Source organism: Bosea sp. NBC_00550 (genome assembly GCF_026020075.1).
GTDB lineage: Bacteria > Pseudomonadota > Alphaproteobacteria > Rhizobiales > Beijerinckiaceae > Allobosea.
Genome location: NZ_CP102772.1, coordinates 832,632 through 856,515, shown reverse-complemented (window position 1 = coordinate 856,515; position 23,884 = coordinate 832,632). Strand labels below are relative to the sequence as shown.

Annotated in this window: 22 protein-coding genes; 10 read left to right on the top strand and 12 right to left on the bottom strand. The window is 66.2% G+C overall.

Going from position 1 to position 23,884, the window contains the following annotated elements:
* Nucleotide 1: 1 nt before the first annotated feature.
* Nucleotides 2-1,777, top strand: a complete 1,776-nt coding sequence (locus NWE53_RS04130; protein WP_265053108.1) for a CopD family protein — start codon at nucleotides 2-4, stop codon at nucleotides 1,775-1,777.
* Nucleotides 1,778-1,886: 109 nt separating this feature from the next.
* Here the strand turns inward: NWE53_RS04130 and lhpI are convergent, their stop codons facing one another.
* The 11 genes from lhpI to NWE53_RS04075 form a co-directional block, all read right to left on the bottom strand.
* Nucleotides 1,887-3,626 carry a cis-3-hydroxy-L-proline dehydratase gene (lhpI, locus tag NWE53_RS04125; protein WP_442864952.1) on the bottom strand — a complete coding sequence of 580 codons (1,740 nt, stop codon included), beginning with the start codon at nucleotides 3,624-3,626 and terminating at the stop codon, nucleotides 1,887-1,889.
* A 168-nt stretch (nucleotides 3,627-3,794) separates the two neighbouring features.
* Nucleotides 3,795-3,983: a DUF3008 family protein gene (locus tag NWE53_RS04120; RefSeq protein ID WP_265053106.1), complete on the bottom strand. Its 189-nt coding sequence runs from the start codon at nucleotides 3,981-3,983 to the stop codon at nucleotides 3,795-3,797.
* A gap of 109 nt (nucleotides 3,984-4,092) precedes the next feature.
* Entirely contained in the window at nucleotides 4,093-4,389 is a 297-nt protein-coding gene (locus NWE53_RS04115; protein WP_442864951.1) for a VOC family protein, read from the bottom strand.
* Nucleotides 4,386-4,706, bottom strand: a complete 321-nt coding sequence (locus NWE53_RS04110) for a GNAT family N-acetyltransferase (protein WP_265053105.1) — start codon at nucleotides 4,704-4,706, stop codon at nucleotides 4,386-4,388. Before NWE53_RS04110 ends, NWE53_RS04115 begins: the two co-directional genes overlap by 4 nt.
* 333 nt (nucleotides 4,707-5,039) lie before the next feature.
* On the bottom strand, nucleotides 5,040-5,603 hold the full coding sequence (locus NWE53_RS04105; protein WP_265053104.1) for a carboxymuconolactone decarboxylase family protein: 564 nt from the start codon (nucleotides 5,601-5,603) through the stop codon (nucleotides 5,040-5,042).
* A 36-nt stretch (nucleotides 5,604-5,639) separates the two neighbouring features.
* A complete protein-coding gene (locus NWE53_RS04100) occupies nucleotides 5,640-6,818 on the bottom strand; it encodes a mandelate racemase/muconate lactonizing enzyme family protein (RefSeq protein ID WP_265053103.1) in 1,179 nt (392 codons plus the stop codon).
* Nucleotides 6,819-6,829: 11 nt separating this feature from the next.
* Nucleotides 6,830-8,317 (bottom strand): M81 family metallopeptidase, encoded by a 1,488-nt coding sequence (locus tag NWE53_RS04095; protein ID WP_265053102.1) that lies wholly within the window; start codon nucleotides 8,315-8,317, stop codon nucleotides 6,830-6,832.
* A gap of 17 nt (nucleotides 8,318-8,334) precedes the next feature.
* Nucleotides 8,335-9,186, bottom strand: coding sequence for an ABC transporter permease (locus NWE53_RS04090; protein ID WP_265053101.1), 852 nt, complete (start codon nucleotides 9,184-9,186; stop codon nucleotides 8,335-8,337).
* Nucleotides 9,183-10,127, bottom strand: coding sequence for an ABC transporter permease (locus NWE53_RS04085; protein ID WP_265053100.1), 945 nt, complete (start codon nucleotides 10,125-10,127; stop codon nucleotides 9,183-9,185). Before NWE53_RS04085 ends, NWE53_RS04090 begins: the two co-directional genes overlap by 4 nt.
* Before the next feature lie 245 nt (nucleotides 10,128-10,372).
* On the bottom strand, nucleotides 10,373-11,911 hold the full coding sequence (locus NWE53_RS04080; RefSeq protein ID WP_265053099.1) for an ABC transporter substrate-binding protein: 1,539 nt from the start codon (nucleotides 11,909-11,911) through the stop codon (nucleotides 10,373-10,375).
* A gap of 41 nt (nucleotides 11,912-11,952) precedes the next feature.
* On the bottom strand, nucleotides 11,953-12,984 hold the full coding sequence (locus NWE53_RS04075) for a succinylglutamate desuccinylase/aspartoacylase family protein (protein ID WP_265053098.1): 1,032 nt from the start codon (nucleotides 12,982-12,984) through the stop codon (nucleotides 11,953-11,955).
* An 81-nt stretch (nucleotides 12,985-13,065) separates the two neighbouring features.
* Here NWE53_RS04075 and NWE53_RS04070 point away from each other — a divergent pair, with 81 nt between their 5' ends.
* Nucleotides 13,066-13,806 (top strand): GntR family transcriptional regulator, encoded by a 741-nt coding sequence (locus NWE53_RS04070; RefSeq protein WP_265053097.1) that lies wholly within the window; start codon nucleotides 13,066-13,068, stop codon nucleotides 13,804-13,806.
* Nucleotides 13,806-15,002 (top strand): mandelate racemase/muconate lactonizing enzyme family protein, encoded by a 1,197-nt coding sequence (locus NWE53_RS04065; protein ID WP_265053096.1) that lies wholly within the window; start codon nucleotides 13,806-13,808, stop codon nucleotides 15,000-15,002. Before NWE53_RS04070 ends, NWE53_RS04065 begins: the two co-directional genes overlap by 1 nt.
* 185 nt (nucleotides 15,003-15,187) lie before the next feature.
* On the opposite strand, the gene NWE53_RS04060 is transcribed toward NWE53_RS04065, so the two are convergent.
* Nucleotides 15,188-16,204, bottom strand: a complete 1,017-nt coding sequence (locus NWE53_RS04060) for an amino acid ABC transporter substrate-binding protein (RefSeq protein WP_265053095.1) — start codon at nucleotides 16,202-16,204, stop codon at nucleotides 15,188-15,190.
* Between the two features lie 363 nt (nucleotides 16,205-16,567).
* Between NWE53_RS04060 and NWE53_RS04055 the strand changes: the two genes are divergently transcribed.
* The 7 genes from NWE53_RS04055 (at nucleotide 16,568) to NWE53_RS04025 (ending at nucleotide 23,724) form a co-directional block, all read left to right on the top strand.
* Nucleotides 16,568-17,434 (top strand): ABC transporter substrate-binding protein, encoded by an 867-nt coding sequence (locus tag NWE53_RS04055; RefSeq protein WP_265053094.1) that lies wholly within the window; start codon nucleotides 16,568-16,570, stop codon nucleotides 17,432-17,434.
* Nucleotides 17,435-17,696: 262 nt separating this feature from the next.
* Entirely contained in the window at nucleotides 17,697-18,530 is an 834-nt protein-coding gene (locus NWE53_RS04050; RefSeq protein WP_265053093.1) for an amino acid ABC transporter permease, read from the top strand.
* 11 nt (nucleotides 18,531-18,541) lie between these two features.
* Nucleotides 18,542-19,375 carry an amino acid ABC transporter ATP-binding protein gene (locus tag NWE53_RS04045; RefSeq protein ID WP_265053092.1) on the top strand — a complete coding sequence of 278 codons (834 nt, stop codon included), beginning with the start codon at nucleotides 18,542-18,544 and terminating at the stop codon, nucleotides 19,373-19,375.
* 19 nt (nucleotides 19,376-19,394) lie between these two features.
* On the top strand, nucleotides 19,395-20,234 hold the full coding sequence (locus NWE53_RS04040; protein WP_265053091.1) for an ABC transporter substrate-binding protein: 840 nt from the start codon (nucleotides 19,395-19,397) through the stop codon (nucleotides 20,232-20,234).
* 59 nt (nucleotides 20,235-20,293) lie between these two features.
* Nucleotides 20,294-21,169, top strand: coding sequence for a polysaccharide deacetylase family protein (locus NWE53_RS04035; protein WP_265053090.1), 876 nt, complete (start codon nucleotides 20,294-20,296; stop codon nucleotides 21,167-21,169).
* Between the two features lie 160 nt (nucleotides 21,170-21,329).
* Nucleotides 21,330-22,760 carry an amidohydrolase family protein gene (locus NWE53_RS04030; RefSeq protein WP_265053089.1) on the top strand — a complete coding sequence of 477 codons (1,431 nt, stop codon included), beginning with the start codon at nucleotides 21,330-21,332 and terminating at the stop codon, nucleotides 22,758-22,760.
* Between the two features lie 58 nt (nucleotides 22,761-22,818).
* Nucleotides 22,819-23,724: a LysR family transcriptional regulator gene (locus NWE53_RS04025; protein ID WP_265053088.1), complete on the top strand. Its 906-nt coding sequence runs from the start codon at nucleotides 22,819-22,821 to the stop codon at nucleotides 23,722-23,724.
* The last annotated feature ends 160 nt before the right edge of the window (nucleotides 23,725-23,884 follow it).

The window sequence follows — 23,884 nt, the reverse complement described above, 5'->3', positions numbered from 1 at the left end:
TGTGGATGCGCTGATCGGGGCGGCGCTGCCGGCAATCCGCTGGCTTCACCTCGCCGCCCTGTTGTCCGGCCTCGGCGCCGAGGCCTTTCGCCTGCTGTCGCGGCGCGCGCTCGCCACCACTTCGGCAGGCGAGGCGCTGCTCGGCGGCATTGTCTCCTACGCCCGGCTCTCCGTGCTTGTCACCCTCGCCAGCGGCGCGGCGTGGTTCTGGCTGCAAGGCAGCGTGATGATGGGGCGGCCTGTCGACAGCATCGAGGCGGCCCGGACCATTGCCGAGACGCTCTTCGGGCAGGCGCTGCTGCTGCGCGCCAGCCTGCTGGCTCTCACGATCTGGCTTCTGCGCGGCAGTGGGCGCGCCATGTCGGCCGCCCTGCCCGTGCTGGCAGTTGCCGCCTTGCTGCAGGGCTGGCTGGGGCATGGCGCCGCAACCGATCGATGGACGACGGCAGCTTTGGGTCTTCACGTCTTGGCGGCGGGTCTTTGGCTCGGATCGCTGCTGCCATTGCTTGCAGCCTGCCTGCTGCTGCCGGTGCAGGCGCCTGCGCTCGCACGGCGCTTCACGCCGCTCGGAATGGCCTGTGTGACCGTACTCGCGGCCACGTCCCTCCTCCAGACACAGGCACTCGTCGGCACGCTGGCGGCGACGCTCGGCACAGACTACGGCAAGCTCGCCCTCGCCAAGCTTGCCCTGTTCGGCATCCTCCTGCTGCTGGCGGCTGCGAACCGTTTCCGTTTCGTGCCGCTTGCCGAATCCAGCGGTTCGGCGCGCGGCCTTGCCCTGTCGATCGCGGCCGAAGCCGGCGTGGGGCTGGCCACCGTGGCGGTTGCCGCCGCGCTGGCCAGCCAGCCACCGGCGATCCATGAGCAGCCGATCTGGCCCTTCTCGCTGCGGCCGGTTCCGGGCCTGTGGGACGACGCCTATCTGCGCGACGGGCTTTTCCGGCTGCTGGCTCCCGTCGTGATCGCGCTGGCGCTTTTCACCCTTGCCGCCCTCGCGAGGAAGCTGCGCTGGCCTGCCCTTCTCGCCGGGGTGGCCGTGCTGGCCTCCATCCAGCTGCCGCCCTGGCGCCCCTATGTCGCCGCGGCCGTTCCGACGACCTTCCAGCTCTCCCCCACCGGCTATGGCGCACGATGGGTCGCGACGGGGCGCGAGCTGTTCCAGCGCGATTGCGCAAGCTGCCATGGCCAGGATGCCCGTGGCCGTGGGCCGGTTGCTGTCGCACAGTCCGTCTGGCCGCCGGATCTTTCCGCGCCGCTGATCGCCGGCCGCCCGGGTGGGGAATTGTTCTGGTCGATCCGGCACGGCATCGGCACGATGCCGCCGGCGACGCAGCTTGAGGATGCAGCGATCTGGTCGCTGATCGATTTCATCCGGTTGCGGGCCGGCGCCCGCATCTTCACGCCTTCCGACATGCGCTGGGGTGGCGTCACGCGCATGCCGGGTTTCGCCGCCCGCTGCGAGGGGGGCGGCGTCGTCACGCCGGGAAGCGGGAAGCCGTTGCGGCTCTGGCTCGGGCACGACGAGCATGGCGCAAACGCGCAGGTTCAGGCCGATGGCGCCGCCGAGCGATGCCCTGTCGAGGATCCGCTGCCGTTGTCGGCAGCTCTGGCGGAACTGACCGGGAGCCCCTCGCCGCCCGCACAGGTTCTGGTCGATTCCAATGGCTGGCTGAGGCGCGCCTTCAGGACCGAGAGCGACGCTCCGCCTCATGCCGTCGCGTCCGAGCTGGCGCTCATTCGGGCGAGCCCCCTGGACGGCTCCTCCATCCACCACTGACCGCCGTCGAGCGCGGCTGGCGGCTGCACGGGAAACCGAGCTGTTCCGCCCGTTCGTGGCCGCTCGGTCTGCGCGATATCGAGGCCTCGCTCAGCCGGCCTCCGTATACTCAGCTCCGGGGACGCTCCCGCCCTGATATCGTCGCGGCAGAAAGCCAACCCGGCAACCGGGCTGGTGCTGCGCCTGTAACGGCCGCCTCGATGCAGTCGTCGAGCGTCCCGAGCCTGACGGTGCAACCGGAAAGCCCTGGCCCGTAATGGGCGTATTTGCCTGAGTTGGTCAGGACCACTTTCGCCAGCTCGGGGAAGACGGGGCGCGTGATCGAGCACCAGCAGAGATCGGGAATAACACCGACGCCACTGTTCCGGAGCCTTGCCAGCGTTCCCTCGGCTTCGGCCACCGCCACGACATCTCGCCCGGCGGTGATGATGAGGGAGAGATTCTCGGCGAGAGGACGTCCGTCGAGCCGTTCGGCGACGGCTCGGCATTCCTCGAGCGAGGCATGAGGGCTGCCGATGGCGACAAGATCGACACGCGCCGGTCCGTCATTCAGTTTCCGCCAGCCGGCTGCGAGGGCCTCGCTATCAATGACGACCTCGTCCTCCGGGTTACCTCCAAGGCCTTCCGCCTCCGGCGTGATGCCTTCGATATGCAGCATGGAAGCCGCCGAGGTCGTGCCGAAAGCGGCGCAGAGCGCCTTGAGATCGTCCTGCGTCGGACGCGTTTTCGCGAGGCCCTTGATCAGCGGAATGCGATCCGGAGAGGCCAGCCCGGTGAGATAACCGATCAAGGGCCAGGCCGAGCCGTCCACCCCTTCCGGCACCTCCACCCGCACCGCTCGCCGAGCAAGCCTTCCCTCATCGAGGAAGGCGCCGGCGAGTGGCGCGCGGCCAGTGACGGCGATGCAGAAATCCAGGAAATCGGGATGCTTCGCCGTCCGGGCTCCCAAGACGGAGTTGGCGAAGATCACGGCATTCGACTCCGACCAGCCGATCGCTTCGCCGAAGCCGGGCGGATCCGGCAGGGAATAGGGAGCGCAGGTGAAGCTCGCGCGGCACCCCATCCGCACATAGGCGTCGGCCAGGCGCGCGGCAGGTTCGCCGAAGGCCGGCGCCACGCCCTGACAGCGCCAATTGGCGTGGTCCACCGAGATCGCGTTCATCGTCGTCGGGATGCGAACGCGCGCACCGAGCTCTTCCATCTTCTCGGCGAAGACCAGATTGGCCGGGCCGGCATAGATGCAGCCGTCGACATGGGCCCGCGTCACATCGACGAGCGCGGCCGCGCCCTGCTGGCTCGCCATTGCGCAGACGATGCGCATCGCCTGTTGCGCGGCCCTGCCTTCAGCCCCGTCAAGCAAGCGGCGATCGTCGGGGGAAAGACGCAGCTCGGCATGTCCCGCCGCCGAAAGAGCGATATGCACGCGTCCGCCATCGGCCACGATAGCGTCCGGCGCGATCTTCGCCTCCGCGGCGGATGCGAGCCTGCCAAACGCGTCGTCCGAGAGGCGCATCACCGGAATGCGGCGTCCGAACATCTCCGCCGCGACGATGGCCCCAAGTGTCAGCGTGTCCTCGGGATCGGCGAAGATCAGCGCGGCGGGGGCCCGGCCTGAAAGCGCCAGTTCCAGCAGCACGCCCGAGCCAGAGCAGGAGCCACGGCTGCCTGGCATCATCACGACCGCACCGGCGAGCGAAGTGCCGTGTGCAGGGTGGTGCACATCGATCACCACTCCGGTGGAGGCATCGACGCCGCCCCAGAAACTCAGGGGCTCCTTCATCACGACAATTGGCCCGCAGGCCGTGCCAGGAACGATGGCAATTCCAGTTTCGCGCGATGGTGAGGTCATGCACCGATCATTGCAAAGCGAGTGCGGAAGCGAAACGGGCGGCGCCACAAAACGCAGCCCTCGGGACCGAGGCCATTCCGCCGGCGCGGAAGCGCGTACTGAAACGCGCCCTCGTCCGGAGGTTGGTGGCGACCTCCCGACCTCTTCAGATCCATCGCCGCGATGATGTCAATGCTTGGCCTTGTGCTCGGGCTTTCCCTTGCGCTTCGTCGAAGCCATCTTGTCGAGCTCGCTCTCGCTCATCGATTTTTCCATCGATTTGGAAGCGCCCTTGAGCTCGCTCTTCTTCATATCGCCACGCTTTGCCGCGAGCGCGGCGCCGGCGGCCTTCTGCTGGGCTGCGGATTTTGCAGGCATGTCGTCCTCCTTCACTGAGTGAGTGGGTTCACCTGGATGAGCGGGTGACGGCTTCGATCTTGTTGCCATCGGGATCGAAGACGAATGCGCCGTAATAATGGGCGTCATATTAGGGACGAAGGCCCGGCGGGCCTGCATCGGCGCCGCCACGGGCTAAGGCAGCCCGGTAGAAGCCGTCGACCACGTCCCGGCTGCCGGCCGAGAATGCGATATGGGTTCCGTTCCCGCCGGAAGCGCGGTTGCCGTCGACCGGCGCCTCGATGCTGAACAGGATGCCGCTGACGCCATAATCCGCCGAACGGCCGGTGCTGCTCAGGAGACGCAGCCCAAGCTCGGCCAGCACCGCGTCGTAGAAGGCCCGCGCTCTGGGCAGATCGTTGCTTCCCACGGAGACATGATCGATCATCGCGCCAGCTCCCTCCGGCCGTCGAGAACGTCCTGATACTCGGGATGCCGCCTCGCCCAGTCGGCAATGAAGGAACACGCGGGGACGATCCGCTCGCCACGATCCCGGGCAGGCTCGAACAGCGCCCGAGCCAGCTCCGAGCCGACACCGCGGCCGCGCAATGTCTGCGGAACCTCGGTATGCGAGACGACCAGATAGTCATCGATGCGCCTGTAGGTAGCGAAGGCTTCCCCGCCCGGAACCGTCATCACGAAACGGTTGTTCTCGGCTTCGTCGCGAATGCCCGGAGAGCTTCCCCGCTTTGATTGCGCCGACATGGTGGCTCCTTCGGAAAAGGCGCTGTCCGCAATGAACCCCCGCCCTGGATCGGAGTTCCCGGTTTACGGCGACGTTTTCGTGCCGTTCTGCACAACGTCGATCGCCACGGGGACCGCGTGATCGGCGTCGGACGAGGACGGCAATCCCATCGGGCGGGTGTTCGTCGGGGTGGCCAGAAGCGGCAGCACGTCGGTATTGCATTGCGAGTTCGGGGAGCTTGCGCCCGATGCTCTCACCCATGCGGCGATGCAGGCCGCGTTCTGTTTGGCGCTGGCGGAACTCGGCGACGACGACGCGTGGAGGCCGATGGGATCTTAGACGAACGAGCCCGCTCAGTCGCTCTTAGGCGGGCCTGCTTCCGCGAGCGGCCGCTCGGCCATCTCCGCCGCGACGGCAGTGTCGATCGGCGTGTCGTAGGTCATCAGTATATAGCCGAGGACCGAATAGAACCCGACCGTCGCGATCAGGTCGAAGACGGCCTTGCGGCCGAGGGCGGCGGCCAGTTCGGCTTCGAGGGCGGGCGACAGGCGACGGTCGTCGAACAGAGCGTCGACGGCGCGCGCGATCAGCCCATCCTCGCCTTCCGGCATGCCACGCATCGCGATGATGCGCTCGTCGCTCATCCCGAGCACCCGCGAACGGCTGACGTGATGCGCCCACTCATAGGGCGAGCCCATGCGATGCGCCGCGCGCAAAATCACCAGCTCCGAGCGCACCGGGCCGAGAGCGCTGTCCTTGACGACATGCTGGCGCAGCGGCGCCCAGGCCTTCAGCAGCTCGGGATGGTGCGCCATGGTGCGATAGACGTTGAGCGCTCCGGCGAAACCGCCCTTCATCCCGGCAATCGCTTCCGGCCAGTCGGCGTCATCTATCGGCGGGCAGGAGGAGGTCGTCATCAGGCTTCTCGCAGATGGGGCTGTTCCGTATGCCCTTCAGAGAGAAGGAGTACTATAAAGCCGCTCTCCTGCGACCACGATTTCAACATCCTGAAGATAGCTGCGAAGCGCCGCGGTATCGACCTCAATTCCGAGACCCGGAGCATCCGGTGCTGCGACCCTGCCCAGCGTGTCGCGCCCGATGGGGCTGGCCGTGATCGCCGTTGCGAGCGGCTTCGGCATGGCCGGATACTCGCAGATTTCATGGTCGGCGAGACCGGCATAGGGCTGCAGCGAGGCCGACAGCGCCAGATGCGAGGTGAAGGTGTGATTGACGAAGGTCACGCCCTTCGCCACCGCATAATCGGCAACCGCCTTCGACGGGCCGATGCCCCCGATCCGGCCGCAATCGATCTGGATGTAGCCGATGCCGCCATAGTCGATCAGCTGCTTGGCCATGGATTCGTTATGAGCCCCTTCGCCGCCGGCAAGACGCACTTTTCGGCTGCGCTTGGCGAGAGCCCCGTAGGCCTCCAACGCGCTGGCGTGGAAGGGCTCCTCGAACCAGAGCACATGGGCCTTCTCCATGGCGGGCAGCCTCGCCGCCGCGCGCTCGACGTCCTCAATGAATATCTGGCCGGTGTCGACCAGTAGAATGCCATCCTCTCCGAGCCCCTCGCGCGCCGCCACGAAATGCTCGGCATCGGCCTCGACACTGCCGCGGCCGATCGGGCCCCAGCCGAACTTCGCGGCGCGGAAGCTTCGTTTCCTGGCGTCGCGGGCGCGTTCGAGCGTCTCCTGCGGGCTGTCGCCGAAGAGGACGGAGGCATAGGGCGTCTTGGGGGTACTCTTGCCGTAGCCGAGCAGGCGCCAGACCGGCTGGGAACGCATCTTGCCGAGGATATCCCATAAGGCCATTTCGACGCCCGAGAAGGTATGGGGCGCCTGCAGCAGGTCCATCGAGTTGTAGGCCACCGCCGCAGCGATGCGCGCAATGTCCGCGGGGCTCTCCAGCGGTTGGCCCAGCACGGAATCCGCCACCGGCCGGCAGACGCCATGGGACATGGGGCAGATGAAGGCAGCGATGGAAGGCAGCGGCGCTGCCTCGCATTCGCCCCAACCGATATGGCCTCCCGCCGCCACCCGCACGAGCAGCGCATCCTGGCTTCCGTCGGCCTCGTCGGTGACCACGGGCATGGCGAGGTAGAAGAAGTCTACGGCTTCGATGCTGGGCACAGGCTTGCTCCTCACAGTTCGTAGATCGTCGCGCGCGGCGCGAAGGAGACGTTCTCGTCGAGCGGATAGACCGGGCGGGCGCAGATGCGATGGCCGAGGCTCTTCAGGTTCGCGGAGGTTGCGCCGGGAGCGTCGACGTTGAAGTTCCGCGCGCACCACTGGTCGTACATGTGGAACTCGGTGTGGGGCGACTTCACCACGATCAGGTCGAAATCGGCCGGGTCGAGCCCGTTGGCGTAGTACATGGCGCGGTCGAACAGGCTGACGGAGCGGCTCATCACGACGACGGTGACGTTGTCGTAGGTCAGCACGGCGGTCGGCCCAGCCCGGAGAGGCGCCTTCATCGTCTCCAGCGATGCCTCTCCGTCCGAGAGCAGCTTGACCGTCGCGGTCACCGGCATCGGCGGGAAGCGGGCGGGATCGATCGTGCCACCGAGGGTGAGCGTCACGGTCACTCCGACGCCGGCTTCGTGGGCAGCTGCGGCCGCCGGCGCATCGATGATCTGGGCCAGCACGCGCTTGCCGTAGCCAGCGTCTCGAAGCGCGGCCAGGATCGCATTGCTGTCGCCGGAGGCGCCGGACGAGTTCGCATCGGCGGCATCGGTGAAGATCACGGGGCCGTCGATGCTGCGTGCCTGGCCGATGGCGCGGTCAACAGGCACGAGCTTGCCCTGCATGCGAAAGCGCAGCGGCCAGAATTCCTCGGCCAGCCGGATGGCCTCGCGCTCGGCCGTCTCCCTGTCGCCATCGGTGAGGACGAGCACCTGCGAGCACAGTTCCGGCACGTCGGTGAAGGGGTTGCCGATCATGATGCCGGACGCGAGCGCCCGCCCCTCCTCCTCCAGCCGGCGGCATTCGGCGAGGAGCTCGCCATAGCAGCCGGTCTTGGTGATGAGCTCGTCGCCGCGTACCAACGCGGGAATGACCACGCGGGCGGCGACGGGTTTGATCCCGCCATCCATCAGCTTCAGCAGCAGTTCGGCGGCGCGCCGGCCGGTATCGGCGAAATCGACATGCGGATAGGTCCAGTAGATCGCGAAGCCGTCGACGTTGCGCAGCATGCGGTCGGTAAGGATGCCGTGCAGGTCGAGCGAGATGACGATCGGCATGTCCGGGCCGACCCGCTCGCGCAGCTTCTCCAGCAGGTAGCCTTCCGGGTCGAGTTCGCCATCGGCACCCATCGCGCCATGCAGCGAGACATAGATGCCGTCGATGCCGTCAAGCTTTGCGGAGATCGCGGCCAGAATCTCCTCGGACAGCTTCTTCCAGCCTTCGGCCGAGAGCAGCCCGGCACTGCCGGCACGGGCGCAGATCGTCGGCACGATCTCGATATCGGGCCGGGCATCGAAGACCGCGAGTGCGCCGCCGAGTTCCTGGTTCTTGCCGCGCTGGTCGTAGAGCCCCTCGCCATGGCCGATCAGGAAATTCTCGTAATGCGACGGCAGCGGATTGAAGGAGGAGATCTCCTGCTTGCAGTCGGCGATCAGGATGCGCTTCATCGGGCGGCTCCGGCGGGTCAGAATTTCAGGCGAGGGTCGAGCACGTCGCGCAAGCCGTCGCCGAGGAGGTTGAGGCCGAGCACGCAGACGATGATCGCGAGGCCGGGAAACACCGTGATCCAGGGCGCTTCGCGCATGAAGTCGCGGCCTTGGGCGATGATCGAGCCGAAAGAGGCTGCCGGGGGCGGCGGACCGGCGCCGACGAAGGACAGCGCCGCCTCGGCGAGGATCGCAATGGCGAAGACATAGGTCAGCCGCACGATCAGCGGGCCGGCCGCATTGCGAAGCACATGCTTGAACAGAATGGTCCATTCGCCGAGGCCGATCGAGCGGGCGGCGGACACGTATTCCTGCTCCCGCTCCAGCAGCACGGAAGCGCGCACGATGCGGGCCGTGTGCGGCGTCGTCGCGATAGCGAGCGCGATCACGACATTGTTCAGCGAAGCGCCGAGCACCGCCGAGACGACCATGGCGAGCACGATCGAGGGGAAAGCCATCAACGCGTCCATCACGCGCATGATCGGCTGGTCGAGACGGTAGAAGAAGCCGGCGACCGCGCCGCTGAGCGTGCCCGCGATGCCGGCCACCACGACGGTGAAGGCGCCAATGGCGAGCGAGATGCGCGCCCCGACCATGACGCGCGAAAGGATGTCGCGCCCGAAATGGTCGGTGCCGAACCAGTGGACGGCGTCCGGCGCCACGAGCCGGGCGCGAATATTGCTGCGCAGAGGATCGAACGGCGACAGCAGGCCGGCGAGCAGCGCGACCGAGACCATGGCCAGCACGAGCACGGCCCCGATCACGAAAGAACGGTTGCGCAGCAGGCGTCCCCAGACGGCGCGGCCGGCGAGCGGCATGCCCTGCGTCACGACAGCCTCACCCGGGGATCGACCACGGCGTAGAGGATGTCGACCACAAGATTGATCGCGAGATAGACGACGGCGAGGAAAAGCAGCCCGCCTTGCAGCACGGGGAAATCGCGGGACGCGATCGCACCGACGATCAGGCGGCCGATCCCCGGGATCGAGAAGACCTGCTCGACGATGACCGCGCCGCCCAGCAATGCGCCGGAGACGATGCCGATGACGGTCAGGATCGGGATCATGGCATTGGGCAGGGCATGCCGCAGGACGACGTCGAGCTTCGCCAGGCCCTTGGCATCGGCTGTCCGTACATAGTCTTGCCCGAGCGTGTCGAGCATGGACGCGCGCGCCATCCGGGCGATGAAGCCGACCTGGACGAGGCCTAGCGTCAGGGCCGGCAGGATCATGCCACGCAGCCAAACTCCCGGCGATTCCATGAAGGGTGTGAAGCCGCCGCTCGGCAGCCATCCCAGCGAAACCGCGAAGACCAGGACCATTACGAGACCGAGCCAGAAATCCGGCACGGAAAGACCCAGCAAAGCCGTGGTCATCACCGCCTGATCGGGCCAGCGGTTGTGGTTGACGGCCGCGATGATTCCGGCAGCGACACCGAAGAGCACGGCGAAGGCGAGCGCCAATGCCGCCAGCGAGAGCGTGACCGGCAGCCTCTCGATCAGGGCGGCGCTCACCGAGCGGTTCAGCAGGATCGACTGGCCGAGGTCGCCGCTCAAAATGCGGCCGTACCAGCCCAGCATCTGCTGGGGCAGCGACAGGTCGAGCCCGAGCGCGCTGCGCAGCGTGGCGATCTGCTGCGGTGTTGCCGAGGCGTCGAGAAAGGCCGCCGCGGGATCGCCCGGCACCAGCCAGATCAGCGCGAAGGACATCAGCGATACCAGCGCGAGCACGACGAAGGCGCCCGCGAGTCGGCGGATCAGAAAACTTCCCATGCCGCCCTCCTTCCGAGCGTTGGCGCTTCATTTTGACAAGTGCGGGTCATCCCGGGCGACCCACCGGGACCCACCTTCGTCGGCCCGATGACAGGCTCCGGGAGACCCGGAATCCATTCCGGAACGCTTCCGATGAAGGTTCAGGCATGGATCCCGGATCGGCGCCGCTTCGCGGCTTGTCCGGGATGACGCCGCAGTTGAGGCGACGGCCGATGCCTATGACGGCTGGCATCGACCACGCGCGCTCAGGGCTCCAGCCAGACGCCCCACATGCGGGGGATGCGATAGGGCTTGAAGTTCTTGAGCTTGGCCGTCGAGGCCTGGAAGACGCCGTAATTGCCGGCCTTCATGGCGACTGCAGCGTCGTACATATGTTTCTGGAAGGCGACGTAGAGTGCCTTGCGCCTGGCTTCGTCCAGCTCGGCGTTGAAGGCGGCGGCGATGCGGTCGATCTCCGGGTCCTTCGCCTGCTGCGAGAGGCCGTTGACCCAGGGCGCCATCACCGATCCGGGTCCTTCGAAGGGCTCGATGCCGAAGCCGTGGGTCCAGAACGTCCAGCCTGTCGGCGTGAAGCCGATCTTCGAGACCGTCGGCCAGTCGGAGACGGCGATGTCGACATCGACGCCGATCTCCTTGAGCCGCTGCTGCACCACCGTCGCGGTGTCGACATTGGCGCGCAGGTTGTCGACGATGAAGGTGACCTTGCCGCCCTTGTAGGAGGACTTGCCGAGCAGTTCCTTGGCGAGCTTCAGATCGGCCTTGTTGTACTTGTCGCTGCCGGCCGTCCCGTAAAAGGCGGAGCCGGGATAGAGCCAGCTCGGATCGAGCTGATAGATGTCGGCGTAGGAGATCGCCATGATCTCCTCCATGTCCAGCGCCGCCTGGACGGCGAGCCGGAAGTTCACGTCATTGGCCGGTGCTTGAGCCTGGTTGAACTTGATGACCTGCAGGCCGAACGGCATCACCTTGTGGATGGTGAAGCGGTTATCGGTGCCGAGGCGCTTCGCCGTCGGGCCGTCGACGGTCTCGTTGAACTGGATCTGGCCGGCTTCGAGCGCCGCCGTCCGCGCTCCGCCCTCCGGCATGAAGCGGAAGGTCACCGTGTCCAGGAAGGCTTCCTTCCTGCCGGCGAAGCCGTCGCGGCCGGTTCCCTTCGGATTGGGCGCATAGCCGTCATAGCGCGTCAGCTTGACGTGGCTGTCCGGCTTGTACTCGACGAATTTGTAGGGGCCGGTGCCGACGATCTCGATCTTGCCGGCCTCCTTGGCAGCCTCGCTCGCCGGATAGATCGCGATCGGCGCACGCGGCGATGACAGGTTGTCGAGGAAGGTCGATTGCGGCTGCTTCAGCGTGACCGTGACCTCGTGCTCGCCACTCGCCTTGACCGCATCAATGGCAGCGACGAGGGCTGGCGAGGCTCCGATCTTGCGATAGCGTTCGAGCGAGGCCACCACGTCGCCGGCATCGAGCTTCTTGCCGTTGTGGAAGGTCACGTCCTTGCGGATCGGGAAGACATAGGTCTTGCCGTCGGCCGAGACCGTGACGCCCTCGGCCAGCTCGGGCACGGGCTTGGCGTTCTCGTCGCGGGCGTAGAGCGTCTCGAAGATGTGGAGCGTGATGTTCCGGGAGGCCTGCGCCGAAGTGATCTGCGCATCGAGCGAGGGTGGCGCCTGGCTGATGCCGACGACGACGTCGCCACCCTTGCGCTGGGCCATCGCGGCCGGCGCCCCTCCCAGGGCAATGGCGACCGCGACAGCGGCGCCGAGGATGATGTGCTTTGCCATGTTCTTCTCCCCTGCGGATTGATGGTCAGGCACGAAGACAGTCAGGCTGCGGCTCGCCGCGCGTCGTAATCCTCCATCAGCACGGCGACGACATCGCCGCGCTGCACGCGACCTGGTCCCGCCGACATCCACAGCACGCCGTCGCGGCGGTAGCGGACCTCGAGGGGCGAGCGGTCGACATCCTCGACGAAATGCAGGGATCCGGCGAGCTCTCCCGCGCGGCAGACGTCGCCGACGACGTTGCGCGGCTCGAACAAGCCGCCTGCCGGCGAGAACGAGTAGCCGGACGCATCGCGCACCATCATGTGGCGGGTTTCGGGAGAGCCGTCGCGCTGGCGGGTATCCGGCGTGCCCTCCATCAGCCCGAAATGCTTGAGGATGTTGGTCAAGGCCCGGTCGGCGATGCGCACGCCCTCGACATTGACGCGGCCCCAGCCGCCGAGTTCGGTCCCGAGCGAAAGAATGCCGCGCCGCTCGACCGAGGAGGTCAGGGTTGCGCCCTCGTCGACGCCCCAGAAAACGACATTGTAGGGCGCGCCGAACGCCGCAGCCGCCGCCATGGTGCGCTCCCGCAAACTGGCATCGTCGACATAATGCATGTTGGTCGAGAGTGCGGAATCGCCGGAATGACCTGCCGTATGCAGATCGACCGAGACATCGACCAGCGGCAGCAGCACCGCATCGACGAAATGGGCCAACATCTCCGAGAAAGTGCCCTTCGGGTTGCCCGGAAAGCAGCGGTTCAGATCGCGATTGTCGACGGGCGAGAGCCGCGTGTCGTTCATCACCGCGGGCATGTTGAGGGCGGGAATCATGATGACGCGCCCCTGAACCGAGGCCGGATCGAGGCTGCGCGCGAGGCGAGAGATGGCGATCTGCCCCTCATACTCGTCGCCATGGACCCCGCCGGTGAACAGGATCGTGGGGCCGGTGCCATTTTTCACGCTGACGAGAGGAATTTCGACTGTTCCCCAACCAGAGGTGTTGCGGGAAAGCGGCGCGCGCAGATAGCCGGCCTGTCGCCCCGATGCCTCGAAGTCGATGTCACAGCGCACCCGACTCTCGGACGTCATGGCCAACCCCTCCTTGCCCTTGTGTTTGTAGGATTGTATACGATCATACAAAGTGTCAAGCGAGAGTCGAGCGAGGCCTGAATGACGGAGACTGGCGAGCGCGCCGAGGCGATCGAAAGGGCTGGACCTCCCAGCCCGGACTGGCAGCCGCTCCAGCCCCAGACCCTCGTCGATCATGCGATCGAGGCGATCATAGCGGGCGCGGCCGCAGGACTGATCCTGCCGGGCGACCGCATCGTCGAGGTCGAGCTCGCCCGGAAACTAGGGGTGAGCCGTGTGCCGGTGCGCGAGGCGCTGCGCCTGCTGGAAAGCCAGGGCGTCGTGGTCAGCGAAGCCTATAAGGGCATCCGCCTGCGCCCGGTCACGAACGAGCGCGTCGCGGACCTGATCGAGGCCCGCATCGCGCTGGAAGCCAGCGCAACGGCGCGCGCCGTCACCGCAGGCCGAAACCGCGGTAGCCATCTCGATGAGCTGCGCAGCGCGGTCTCCGAGATGGAGCTGATGGCGGCTCGCGGCAGCGCTTATGGCGTTGCGGTCGCCGATACCCGCTTCCACCGCGCTCTCTGCCAGCTCGGCGGCAACAGCGTCACGCTCGATTTGTGGGAGACGCTCGCGCCGCAATGCACGATCATCTTCGGCCTCGCGACTTTCGGAAAGCCGATGGCCGGCGTCGTCGAGGAGCATGTCGATCTGCTCGCCGCCTTCGAAGCCGGCGACATCGAAGAGATCGCACGCACGCTCGATGACCACATCACCGTCATGAACCACGCGATGGACTACGAGGCCATCGTCGCGCAGCGCCGCAGGGAAAGGGACGCATAGTGACCGATCAGGCCATCCAGCAGACGCGCGCGCGGAGCCGGCCGGGGCTGCCGCCTTTCCGGATCACCCGCATCGAGGCGGCGCCTCTCTTCGGGGAAAGCCCGAAAGGGGGTTGGTCGGCGGAAATCCGGCCGGAGGATTCAATTCACGCGCTGATCGCCGTCCACACGGATCAGGGGCTCATCGGCTGTGGCAGCGTCTTCACGGACGGACGCCTCGTGCAGGCCGCGCTCAAGGTGCTGGAGCCGCTCTTCATTGGAGCCGATGCGCTGTCCCCCGATTTCGTCAGCGAGAAGCTGCATCAGAACACCTTCTGGATGGGCCGCGGCGGCACGCTGACCCACACGATCAGCGGCATCGATATCGCGCTCTGGGATATCCTCGGCCAGGCCACCGGACTCAGCGTCGGACGGTTGCTCGGCGGCCGCTATCGCGAACGCGTGCAGCCTTATTGCTCGCTCCTGATGGAGGAACCTGATGCGATGAGGGATGTGGTCGCCGGCTTTCGCGACAAAGGTTTCACGGCGTTCAAGATCGGCTGGGGCCCATTTGGCCGCGCGCTCGACGTCAAGCTGGACGAGGCGATCGTGCGCGCCGCGCGCGAGGCCGCAGGCGAGCGCGCCAAGCTCTTCGTCGACGCCGGCGCCAGCGACGCGCTGTGGCCACACGGGCTGAAATGGGCCAAGCGCACGGCTGAGATGCTGGCCGACTACGAGGTCGGATGGTTCGAGGAGCCGGTCAGGCCCGATGCGATCGACGACTACCGCGAATTGCGCCGATCCTCCCCCGTGCCGATCGCCGGCTGCGAGGTGCTGACCCGGCGCCAGAGCTTCATCCCCTGGCTGACCACCGGCGCAGTCGACATCGTCCAGCCGGATGTCACCAAGGTCGGCGGCATCTCGGAACAGCGCCGCATCGCCTGGATGGCCTACGATCTCGGCATCCGATATGTCGGCCATGGCTGGAATACGGCGCTCGGCCTGGCCGCGGATCTGCAGATGGCCTCCGCCTTCCCCGATGCCGACCTCGTGGAGTTCATCGGCGGCAGCCCCTATGTCGACGGCATCCTGGCCGAGCCCTTCGCGCTCGATGAGGAGGGTTGGCTGACCATACCGGACCTGCCGGGGCTGGGGGTCGTGATCGATCGCGAGAAACTGTCTCGATACACGCCCGAGGCGCATGCCCTTTTCGAGTGAGCGTCCGGGCCGCTTGCCGGCCGACAACCACTTTGACGCATCAGCTGCGGGCCCCTCAGCGAGACCAGCCCTGCTGTCCCTGGTGTGAAACAGGCTTGAGCAAAAAGGCCCAGCCGCAGTGCGGCCGGGCCCATCTTTTGGAAAGCGGCACGTCGATCGCGCGACGCGCAGCTGCCGGCGCTCGCCTAGCGGATCGGCGGCGCGTATTGCAGGCCGCCATTCGTCCAGAGCGCATTTTGTCCGCGCGCGATCTTCAGCGGCGACTGCTGCCCGAGATTGCGCTCGAAGATCTCGCCGTAGTTTCCGGCGGTCTTGATGATGCGGTAGGCCCAGTCGTTATCGAGCCCGAGCGACTGGCCGAAGGCGCCTTCCTTGCCGAGCAGGCGCCTGATGTCGGGGTTGTCTGACTTCTCGCGCATCTCGTCGATATTGGCCTGAGTGACGCCCAGTTCCTCGGCTGTCACGAGCGCGTACTGCGCCCAGGAGACGATGTCGAACCACTGGTCGTCCCCGTGGCGCACGGCGTAGCCGAGCGGCTCCTTGGAAATCGTCTCCGGCAACACGACGTGCTCCGACGGATCCTTGAAGCGCAGGCGCTCGGAATAGAGGCCCGACTGGTCGGTGGTGAAGGCGTCGCAACGGCCGGCCTCGTATGCCTCCGTCGCCTCGTTGTTGGTGGCGAAGGTCACCGGCTCGAACTTCATGTTGTTCTTGCGGAAGTAATCCGCGGTGTTGAGCTCGGTGGTCGTGCCCTGCTGAATGCAGATCGAGGCACCGCTGAGTTCCTTGGCGGATTTGATGCCCGTGGACTTCTTCACCATGAAGCCCTGGCCATCATAGTAGAACACCGTGCGGAAATTCAGGCCGACCTGGACGTCGCGCGACATGGTCCATGTCGTCGTCGCCGAGACGAGGTCGCTTTCGCCCGCCTGCAGCGCCGTGAAGCGGTCCTTCGAGGACAACGAAACGAACTTCACCTTCGCCGGATCGCCGAAGATCGCAGCCGCAATCGAATGGCAGAACTCGATATTGACACCGCGCCAGGTTCCACCTGCGTCGGCGAGGCCGAAGCCGGCGAGCCCGGTGCCGATGCCGCAGCTCAGGACGCCCCGCGCCTTCACCGTCTTCAACGTCTGAGCCTGGGCTCCCGACGCCAATACGATTGCGGTTGCGGCAAACACAGCCTTCAAGACAAATTTCATTATGGTCCCCTTCGTCGACGCACGACGAATTCAGAGACACTACGGCGGCCCCAAAGGCAATTCCGTCGGCTATCAGTTTTTCGGCCTCTCCATAACTCCGCCGAATTGAAGACTGCGCCGCAGAAGTCCTCGCTTACTTCGATCCCGCTACGGCAGGCCGGCCAGCACATGGGATGGCCTTGAATCCCCCGCGCATATAAGCGCGCCGAATAGCGGCCGGAGATAAATCATAGCGCGCGGGCGCCCCGTTCCGAAACCTGCCCGCTAAGATCGCTGCGGCGTCGATCGAAAGGCGCCCGCCTGTCGAGCGTGGCTGCCCTTGGGGCGCCCGCGATCTCGTCAGCGACAAAACGGGGAACAACAATGACCGCCAAAATCGCAGCCCGACGATATCTCCCGACAGCCGCATTCGCCCTGACGCTCAGCCTGACGGCAATGACGCCGGCCGCCGCCCAGCAGGGCAGCGTCCCGCTGCCCGCCTCGCTCAAATCCGCCGGGCATATCGCGGTCGGCATCGAAACCACCTACCCGCCCATGGCCTACAAGGATCCGAAGACCAACGAGCGCGTCGGCTTCAACGTCGAGCTCGTCAACGCGATCGCCAAGGAACTCGGCATCCCCGTCAAATGGGAGGAAATGAGCTTCGAGCAGCTCATGACCTCGCTGACGACCGGCCGCATCGACATGATCGGCACCGCGATCAGCGACCTGCCGTCTCGCCGCGACAAGCTGACCTTCGTCGACTACCTCGCCACCGGCGCGCAGCCCTTCGCGCTGGCGACCAAGGCCGGCGTGCTGAAGAGCAATGCCGATCTGTGCGGCAAGACGGTCGGCGCGCCCCGCACCACGAGCTACATGCCGGTCACTGCCGCCTGGAGCGAGAAGAACTGCGCCGGGGCCGGCAAGCCGGCGATCACCGTCAACGGCACGGCCGGCGCCACGGCGACCCGACTCGAACTCAAGCAGGGCCGGCTCGACGCCGCCGTGCTCGGCCCGGAATACGTCGCCTATCTCATGGCGGATGAGCCCAACACCTATGCCTTCGTCGGCGAACCGCTGAACAAGACGCTCTTCGGCCTCGCCTTCGACAAGAAGAACACCGAGCTGCGCGATGCCGTCGCCAAGGCAACCTCGACGGTCATGAAGAACGGCAGCTACCAGCAGGCCCTGAAGAAGTTCGGCCTCGAGCGGCAGAGCCTTCCGGAACCGACCGTCGACGCCGGGCAGTAATGCCCGGCCGATGAAAGCCGTCAGGCTGCCTCGCTTGCGCAGGCCGGAGGTGCTCGCTTGCGAGGACGGTCCGGCCTCGCGCACCGGGGCGACCGACAACGACGTCTGCGTATAAGGCACGCGAATACCGCAGCGGGATAAATCATAAGCGCGCGCGGCGGAACCGCGTCCTATGCCGGTTCCCCTTCGGTAGGATCGAAAGCGCGGCAAGCCTGCGCCTATCCCTCATGCTCCCCCGACGACCTGAAGCCATCGAGGCAAGATGATCGCAGAATCCGACAACCTCATCATCGTCCCCCGCCGGCACTTCGGGCGGATCGTCGGCGCGGCGATCGTCTGCCTGGCGCTGGCCGCGATCGTGCGCGCCTTCGCGGTCGGGCAGATCGAGTGGAGCTACGTCGCCGAGTTCCTGACGGTCGAAGCCATCATGAAAGGTCTCGTCAATACGATCGTGATGGCGATCCTGGCGATGTTCCTCGGCGTCACGCTCGGCGTCGTCTTCGCGATCATGCGGCTGTCCGCCAATCCCGTGTTGTCGAAGACGGCGGTCGGCTATATCTGGTTCTTCCGGGCCGTGCCGGCGCTTCTGCAGCTGCTGCTCTGGTTCAATCTCGCTTTGATCTTCCCGACCATCGGCATACCCGGCCTGTTCTCGTTCAAAACCGTCGAGGTGATGACGCCCTTCGTCGCGGCGCTCCTCGGCCTCGGCATCCAGCAAGGCGCCTTCACCGCGGAAGTGGTGCGCGCCGGCCTGCTCTCCGTCGACAACGGCCAATACGAAGCGGCGCAAACCCTGGGCATGACGCGTCTGAAGCTGCTGCGGCGGATCATCATGCCGCAGGCCATGCGCGTGATCGTGCCGCCCATCGGCAACGAGTTCATCGGCATGGTGAAGCTCACCTCGCTGGCGAGCGTGATCCAGTTCGCCGAAATCCTGCACAGCGCACAGAACATCTACTACGCCAATTCGCGCGTGATCGAACTGCTGATCGTCGCCGCGATCTGGTACGTGATCGTCGTCACCGTCCTCAGCCTGATCCAGGGTCGGACCGAGGCCTATTATGCCCGCGGCGTCGCCGCCCCGGCGCGACGCTGAGGAGTGGCGCGATGACCGACATCCTCGCTCAAGCCGCCCTCCCCAATGTCAGGACGATCGACCCCGACCATCTCGCCGCCGGCGCCCCGCTCGTCCTCGCCCAGAAGGTCGAGAAGCATTTCGGGCAGCTCAAGGTCCTGAAAGGCATCGACCTCGCCATTCCGAAAGGCGAGGTGCTCTGCATCATCGGCCCGTCAGGCTCGGGCAAGAGCACCTTCCTGCGCTGCATCAACCAGCTCGAACGCATCGATGGCGGCGCGCTCTGGGTCTCGGGCGAGCGTGTTGGCTACCACCGCGAGGGCAACAAGCTCTACGAGCTCGACGACGCCGCGATCGCCCGCCAGCGCCGCTCGATCGGCATGGTGTTCCAGCGCTTCAATCTGTTCCCGCATCTGACCGCCCTGCAGAACATCGTCGAGGGGCCGGTGCAGGTGCTCGGAGAGCCCGCCAGGGACGCGACGGAGCGTGCGCTCGCGCTGCTCGAGCGGGTCGGGCTCTCGGACAAGCGCGACGCCTACCCCTCCCAGCTTTCCGGCGGCCAGCAGCAGCGCGTCGCCATCGCGCGGTCGCTCGCGATGCGTCCGGAGCTCCTGCTCTTCGACGAGCCGACTTCGGCGCTGGATCCCGAGCTGGTCTCGGAAGTGCTGAAGGTGATGCGCGATCTCGCGGAAAGCGGGATGACCATGATCTGCGTGACGCACGAACTCGGCTTCGCACGCGATGTCGGCCATCGCGTCGCCTTCATGGACCAGGGCCAGATCGTCGAACTCGGTGATCCACGCGCAGTGCTGGTCGATCCGAAGGAGCCGCGCACCCGCACCTTCATCAATGCCGTCAGACACTGACGATAAAAAGGGGAAAACCATGTCGAAATCCATCCTGCTCGGCCTTTCGGCCATAGCGTTCTGGGCTGCCGCCGGCCTCGCCCAGGCCCAGAGCCTGCCAGCCCGAATCCTGGAAAAGAAGGCGCTCGTCGTCGCCAACGTGCCGAACTATCCGCCGCTGGAATTCAAGGACCCCAAGACCTCGAAGCTGACCGGCCTCGACATCGATCTCGGCGAAGCGCTCTGCAAGAAGCTCGGCATCGCCGTCAAATGGGAGGAGATCAGCTTCGAGCAAATGGTTTCGGCGCTGACCACCGGCCGCGTGGACATGATCCTGTCGGGCATGAGCGATCTGCCGGGGCGGCGCGAGACGCTGGATTTCGTCGATTATCTGGCGTCGGGCGCGCAGTTCTACACCAATGCCGACCGCAAGGACGAGTTCAAGGACCTCGCCGCCCTCTGCGGCAAGAAGGTCGGCGCCAGCCGCCGCACCTCCTTTCCCAAGGAGATGGAGGGCTGGAGCAAGGAAAACTGCGAAGCGAAGGGCAAGCCCGCGCTCCAGATCGTCGGCACGGAAGGCTCGGCCGACGCGCGCACCCAGCTCCGGCAAACGCGCCTCGATGCCGCCGTGCATGGCAGCGAGACCCTGCCCTATCTGATGAATCAGGAGCCCGGCACTTACGCCATCCTGGGGACGCCGTTCACCACCGTCTACCAGGGCCTGGCCTTCGCCAAGAAGGATACCGAACTGCGCGACGCCGTCGCCAAGGCCTTCACCGAGATGCTCGCCGACGGCAGCTATGCCGCCGTGCTGAAGAAGTGGGAGCTGGGCGACGCCAAGGTCGACAAGCTCATGATCAACAGCGAAGCCAAGAACTGACCGCCTCCGTTGAGCCCGGCTCCGCAGGCCGGGCACTTTCCAGCGAAAGACGAACGCCCATGCTCACCGACTTCCCCCACCGCATCGCCAACCCCGCCGACCCGGCCCCGGACTATCCCTGGCCGGCCGGACACCGGTGCGCGGTGTTCCCGGCCTTCGACGTCGATGCCGAGACCGCCTGGTTGCAATACGACGCCAAGAACACCGACCGGCTGGTGACGCTGTCCTTCGGCGGCTACGAGGAGCGGGTTGGCATTCCGAAGATCCTCGACCATCTCCGCTCGGTCGAGATCAAGGCGACCTTCTTTATCCCCGGCTGGGTGGTCGAGGTGCATCCTGGGATGTGCGAGGCCATCGTCAAGGACGGTCACGAGGTCGGCCATCACGGCTATTCGCACAAGCGGCCGGACCCCGACGACTTCACCGCCGACAAGGAGGAGATCGACAAGACGCTCGATATCTTCAAGCGCATCCTCGGGGTGACGCCGATCGGCTACCGCGCGCCTTCGGGCGAGAACTACGACGAGCTGCTCGGCTATCTCCGCGACAAGGGCATCGTCTATTCCTCCTCCTTCCGCGACGACATCCGCCCCTACCGCCACAAGCTTCGCGACGGCTCGAAGGGGCCCGTCGAGCTGCCGGTCAACATGTCGTTCGACGACTGGCTCTATGGCCTGTCGCAGCGCTTCTCGCCGCGCCCGATGTTCCCGAAGGAGCACGTGCTTTCGATCTGGAACGACGAGCTCGACCAGACGCGCGAATGGGGCGGGCTCGTCTCCATGGTGATGCACCCGCAGGTCTCGGGGCGGCCGATGCGGATCGGCATCATGCGCGACTTCCTGGCGCGCGCCCGCGGCTATGGCGATGTCTGGATTGCAACGGGCAAGGAGATCGCCGAGCACTTCCTCGCGCAGGAAAAGGCTGCGAACGGCTGAGCGACACTGCGCGCCCACTTACGGGCAACCGCCGTCATTCTCGGGCTCGACCCGAGAATCTCGAACCGGGAGAGGCGCCCGAACCTCCGCGTCACGAGATGCCCGGGTCAAGCCCGGGCATGACGCCCTCCCCGCCTTCCCATCGCAGCGAGACCCAGCCATGACCACCCGCATCCGCAACGCCGACATCGTCATCGCCTATGACCCGGCCGCAGACGACCATGTCTATCGGCGCAATCTCGACGTCGTCTTCGACGCAAGCGGCATCCTTCATCTCGGCGAGGGCTTCGCCGGCGAGGTGGCGCGCGAGATCGACGGCAAGGGCTTCATGGTCATGCCGGGCCTGGTCGATATCCACTCCCACCCGTCGAGCGAGCCCGGCAACAAGGGCATGACCGACGAGGTCGGCACGCCGAAGCTCTACAACTCCTCGCTCTATGAATTCCTCTGGCTGTTCCGCGCCGATGCGGAGGGCATTCCGCATCTCAACCATGTCGCCTGGTCGGAATTGCTGATGTCCGGCGTCACCACGCTGGTCGACCTCTCCTTCCCGAGCGATGGCTGGCTCGACCGCGCCGCGGCAAGCGGCCTGCGCATGGTGATGGCGCCGATGTACCGCAATGGCCGCTGGTTCACCCGCAACGGCTACACCGTCGAATACGAGCTCGACGATGCCGCCGGCCGCAAGGCGATGGAGGAGGCCTTCAAGGTCATCGACGCCGCCCTCGCCCATGAATCCGGCCGGCTATCCGGCCTCGCCTGCCCCGCCCAGATCGACACCTGTACGGAAGAGCTGTTCCGCGCCTCGATCGCCGCCGCCGCCGAGCGCAAGATTCCGATCCAGACCCATGCGGGCCAGTCGATCAGCGAGTTCCACGAGATGGTCCGCCGCAGCGGGCTTTCGCCGATCCAGTGGCTGGACAGCGTCGGCTTCCTCGCGCCGAACGCCTCGATTGCCCATGCCATCTTCCTCGACGACCATCCCTGGGTGCGCTGGCCGACCTGCACTGATCTCGCGCGCCTCGCCGAGACCGGCACCTCGGTGGCCCATTGCCCAACCGTCTTCGGCCGGCGCGGTTTCACGCTGCGCGACCTCGGCCGCTATCTGAAGGCCGGGGTCAATATCGGCATCGGCACCGACAGCTTCCCGCACAACATGCTGGAGGAATTGCGCCATGCCGGCGTCTATGCGCGCATCACCGGCGAAAGCCATGCGGTGGTGACGACGGGACAGGTCTTCCGCGCTGCGACGCTGGGCGGGGCGAAGCTGCTCGGGCGGGACGATATCGGCCGGCTGGCGACGGGCGCCCAGGCAGACCTCGTCATGGTCGACCTGACCCACCCGATGATGCGCCCGACCCGCGACCCGCTGAAGAGCCTCGTCAACGCCGCAGCCGACCGCGCCGTCGCCCATGTCTTCGTGCAGGGCAAGCAGATCGTCGCCGATGGCAAGGTCGTGACCATGGACTACCCGGCGGCCTCCGAGGGGCTCGAAGCCGCGCAGCGGCGCGCGCTCGCCAAGGCCTCGTCGCTAGACTGGGCCGGGCGCTCCATGGACGAGCTTGCTCCGCCGAGCCTGCGCTGGGCCTGAAGCTGGCATATGATTTGCGGAGCGAATAGAGTGGGGCCACTCTATTCGGAGCGGGCATATGAACCTTCGCCAGATCGAGCTTCTGCGCGCCGTCGTCCGCTGCGAGACGACGGTTCGCGCGGCGCATGAACTCGGCCTGTCGCAGCCGGCGGTCAGCAACGCGATCAAGCATCTCGAAAGCCAGGTCGGCTTCCCGCTGTTCGAGCGCGTCAACAACCGGCTGTTCCCGACGGCCGAAGCACGCATGCTCTACAAGGATTCGGACCCGATCTTCAGCCTGCATGCCGCCTTCGAGGCAAAGCTGCAGGACATCAAGGAGAATCGCGCCGGCCATATCCGCATCATCGCCACGCCGCCGCTGGGCTATGGCGTCATCCCGTCGGCGCTGCGCAACTACCTCGCCAAGCGCCCGAAGGTGCGGGTTTCCTTCGATGTGCGGCGCTTCGAGAACGTCGTCGAGAGCGTCGAGAACGGCACGGCGGAGCTCGGCTTTGTCATGGGCCTGGACGATGATCGGGGTCTCGATTCCGAAACGTTCTTCGCCGGGAACATGGTGTGCGTCATGCGCCCAGACCATCCGCTGGCCGCGAAAGCCGCAATCACCCCGGAGGATCTGCGCGCGGTGCCTTATATCGCCCTAGAACAGGGCACCCGCATGGGCACGATCGTCCGCAAGGCCTTTGCCCAGGCCGACGTGCCGTTCAAGTTTTCCGTCGAGGTCCGCTATTGCAACACGGCCTGCGTTCTCGCGGAAAGCGGTGTCGGCGTCGCCGTCGTCGACCCTCTCTCCCCGGTCTTCTGTGGGCATTACGAGCTGGCGATCCGCCCCTTCGTTCCGGCCTCCGAGGTGATCGCCTCGGCCGTCCGCTCGCGCAAGCGCCCGATCTCGCGCGCCGCCGAGGCCTTTCTGCGCGAAGTCAGGCTCGTTGCCGCCGAAACGGCCGCCAAACTCGGCCAAGCCTGAGTGCTCCCGCGGTATTCAACACGCGAATGTCACCCCGAAATTCCGCATAGGCGACGCCATTGTACGGCCGCGCAGGCTGGCCCAAGGTTTCAGGGCCGCCTGCCGGCAGCGACATCGCGTCCACCGCGGATCATCGATCCCGGCCGGACGCAGGCTCAAC

Bases quoted from the DNA above. Each gene is read 5' to 3' on its own strand.
- lhpI (WP_442864952.1), bottom strand. From the start codon at position 3,626: ATGACCTCACCATCGCGCGAAACTGGAATTGCCATCGTTCCTGGCACG.
- NWE53_RS04045 (WP_265053092.1), top strand. From the start codon at position 18,542: ATGACCGACATCCTCGCTCAAGCCGCCCTCCCCAATGTCAGGACGATC.
- NWE53_RS04035 (WP_265053090.1), top strand. From the start codon at position 20,294: ATGCTCACCGACTTCCCCCACCGCATCGCCAACCCCGCCGACCCGGCC.
- NWE53_RS04050 (WP_265053093.1), top strand. From the start codon at position 17,697: ATGATCGCAGAATCCGACAACCTCATCATCGTCCCCCGCCGGCACTTC.
- NWE53_RS04060 (WP_265053095.1), bottom strand. From the start codon at position 16,204: ATGAAATTTGTCTTGAAGGCTGTGTTTGCCGCAACCGCAATCGTATTG.
- NWE53_RS04110 (WP_265053105.1), bottom strand. From the start codon at position 4,706: ATGTCGGCGCAATCAAAGCGGGGAAGCTCTCCGGGCATTCGCGACGAA.
- NWE53_RS04030 (WP_265053089.1), top strand. From the start codon at position 21,330: ATGACCACCCGCATCCGCAACGCCGACATCGTCATCGCCTATGACCCG.
- NWE53_RS04080 (WP_265053099.1), bottom strand. From the start codon at position 11,911: ATGGCAAAGCACATCATCCTCGGCGCCGCTGTCGCGGTCGCCATTGCC.
- NWE53_RS04120 (WP_265053106.1), bottom strand. From the start codon at position 3,983: ATGCCTGCAAAATCCGCAGCCCAGCAGAAGGCCGCCGGCGCCGCGCTC.
- NWE53_RS04085 (WP_265053100.1), bottom strand. From the start codon at position 10,127: ATGGGAAGTTTTCTGATCCGCCGACTCGCGGGCGCCTTCGTCGTGCTC.
- NWE53_RS04105 (WP_265053104.1), bottom strand. From the start codon at position 5,603: ATGACGACCTCCTCCTGCCCGCCGATAGATGACGCCGACTGGCCGGAA.
- NWE53_RS04025 (WP_265053088.1), top strand. From the start codon at position 22,819: ATGAACCTTCGCCAGATCGAGCTTCTGCGCGCCGTCGTCCGCTGCGAG.
- NWE53_RS04095 (WP_265053102.1), bottom strand. From the start codon at position 8,317: ATGAAGCGCATCCTGATCGCCGACTGCAAGCAGGAGATCTCCTCCTTC.
- NWE53_RS04115 (WP_442864951.1), bottom strand. From the start codon at position 4,389: ATGATCGATCATGTCTCCGTGGGAAGCAACGATCTGCCCAGAGCGCGG.
- NWE53_RS04040 (WP_265053091.1), top strand. From the start codon at position 19,395: ATGTCGAAATCCATCCTGCTCGGCCTTTCGGCCATAGCGTTCTGGGCT.
- NWE53_RS04055 (WP_265053094.1), top strand. From the start codon at position 16,568: ATGACCGCCAAAATCGCAGCCCGACGATATCTCCCGACAGCCGCATTC.
- NWE53_RS04075 (WP_265053098.1), bottom strand. From the start codon at position 12,984: ATGACGTCCGAGAGTCGGGTGCGCTGTGACATCGACTTCGAGGCATCG.
- NWE53_RS04070 (WP_265053097.1), top strand. From the start codon at position 13,066: ATGACGGAGACTGGCGAGCGCGCCGAGGCGATCGAAAGGGCTGGACCT.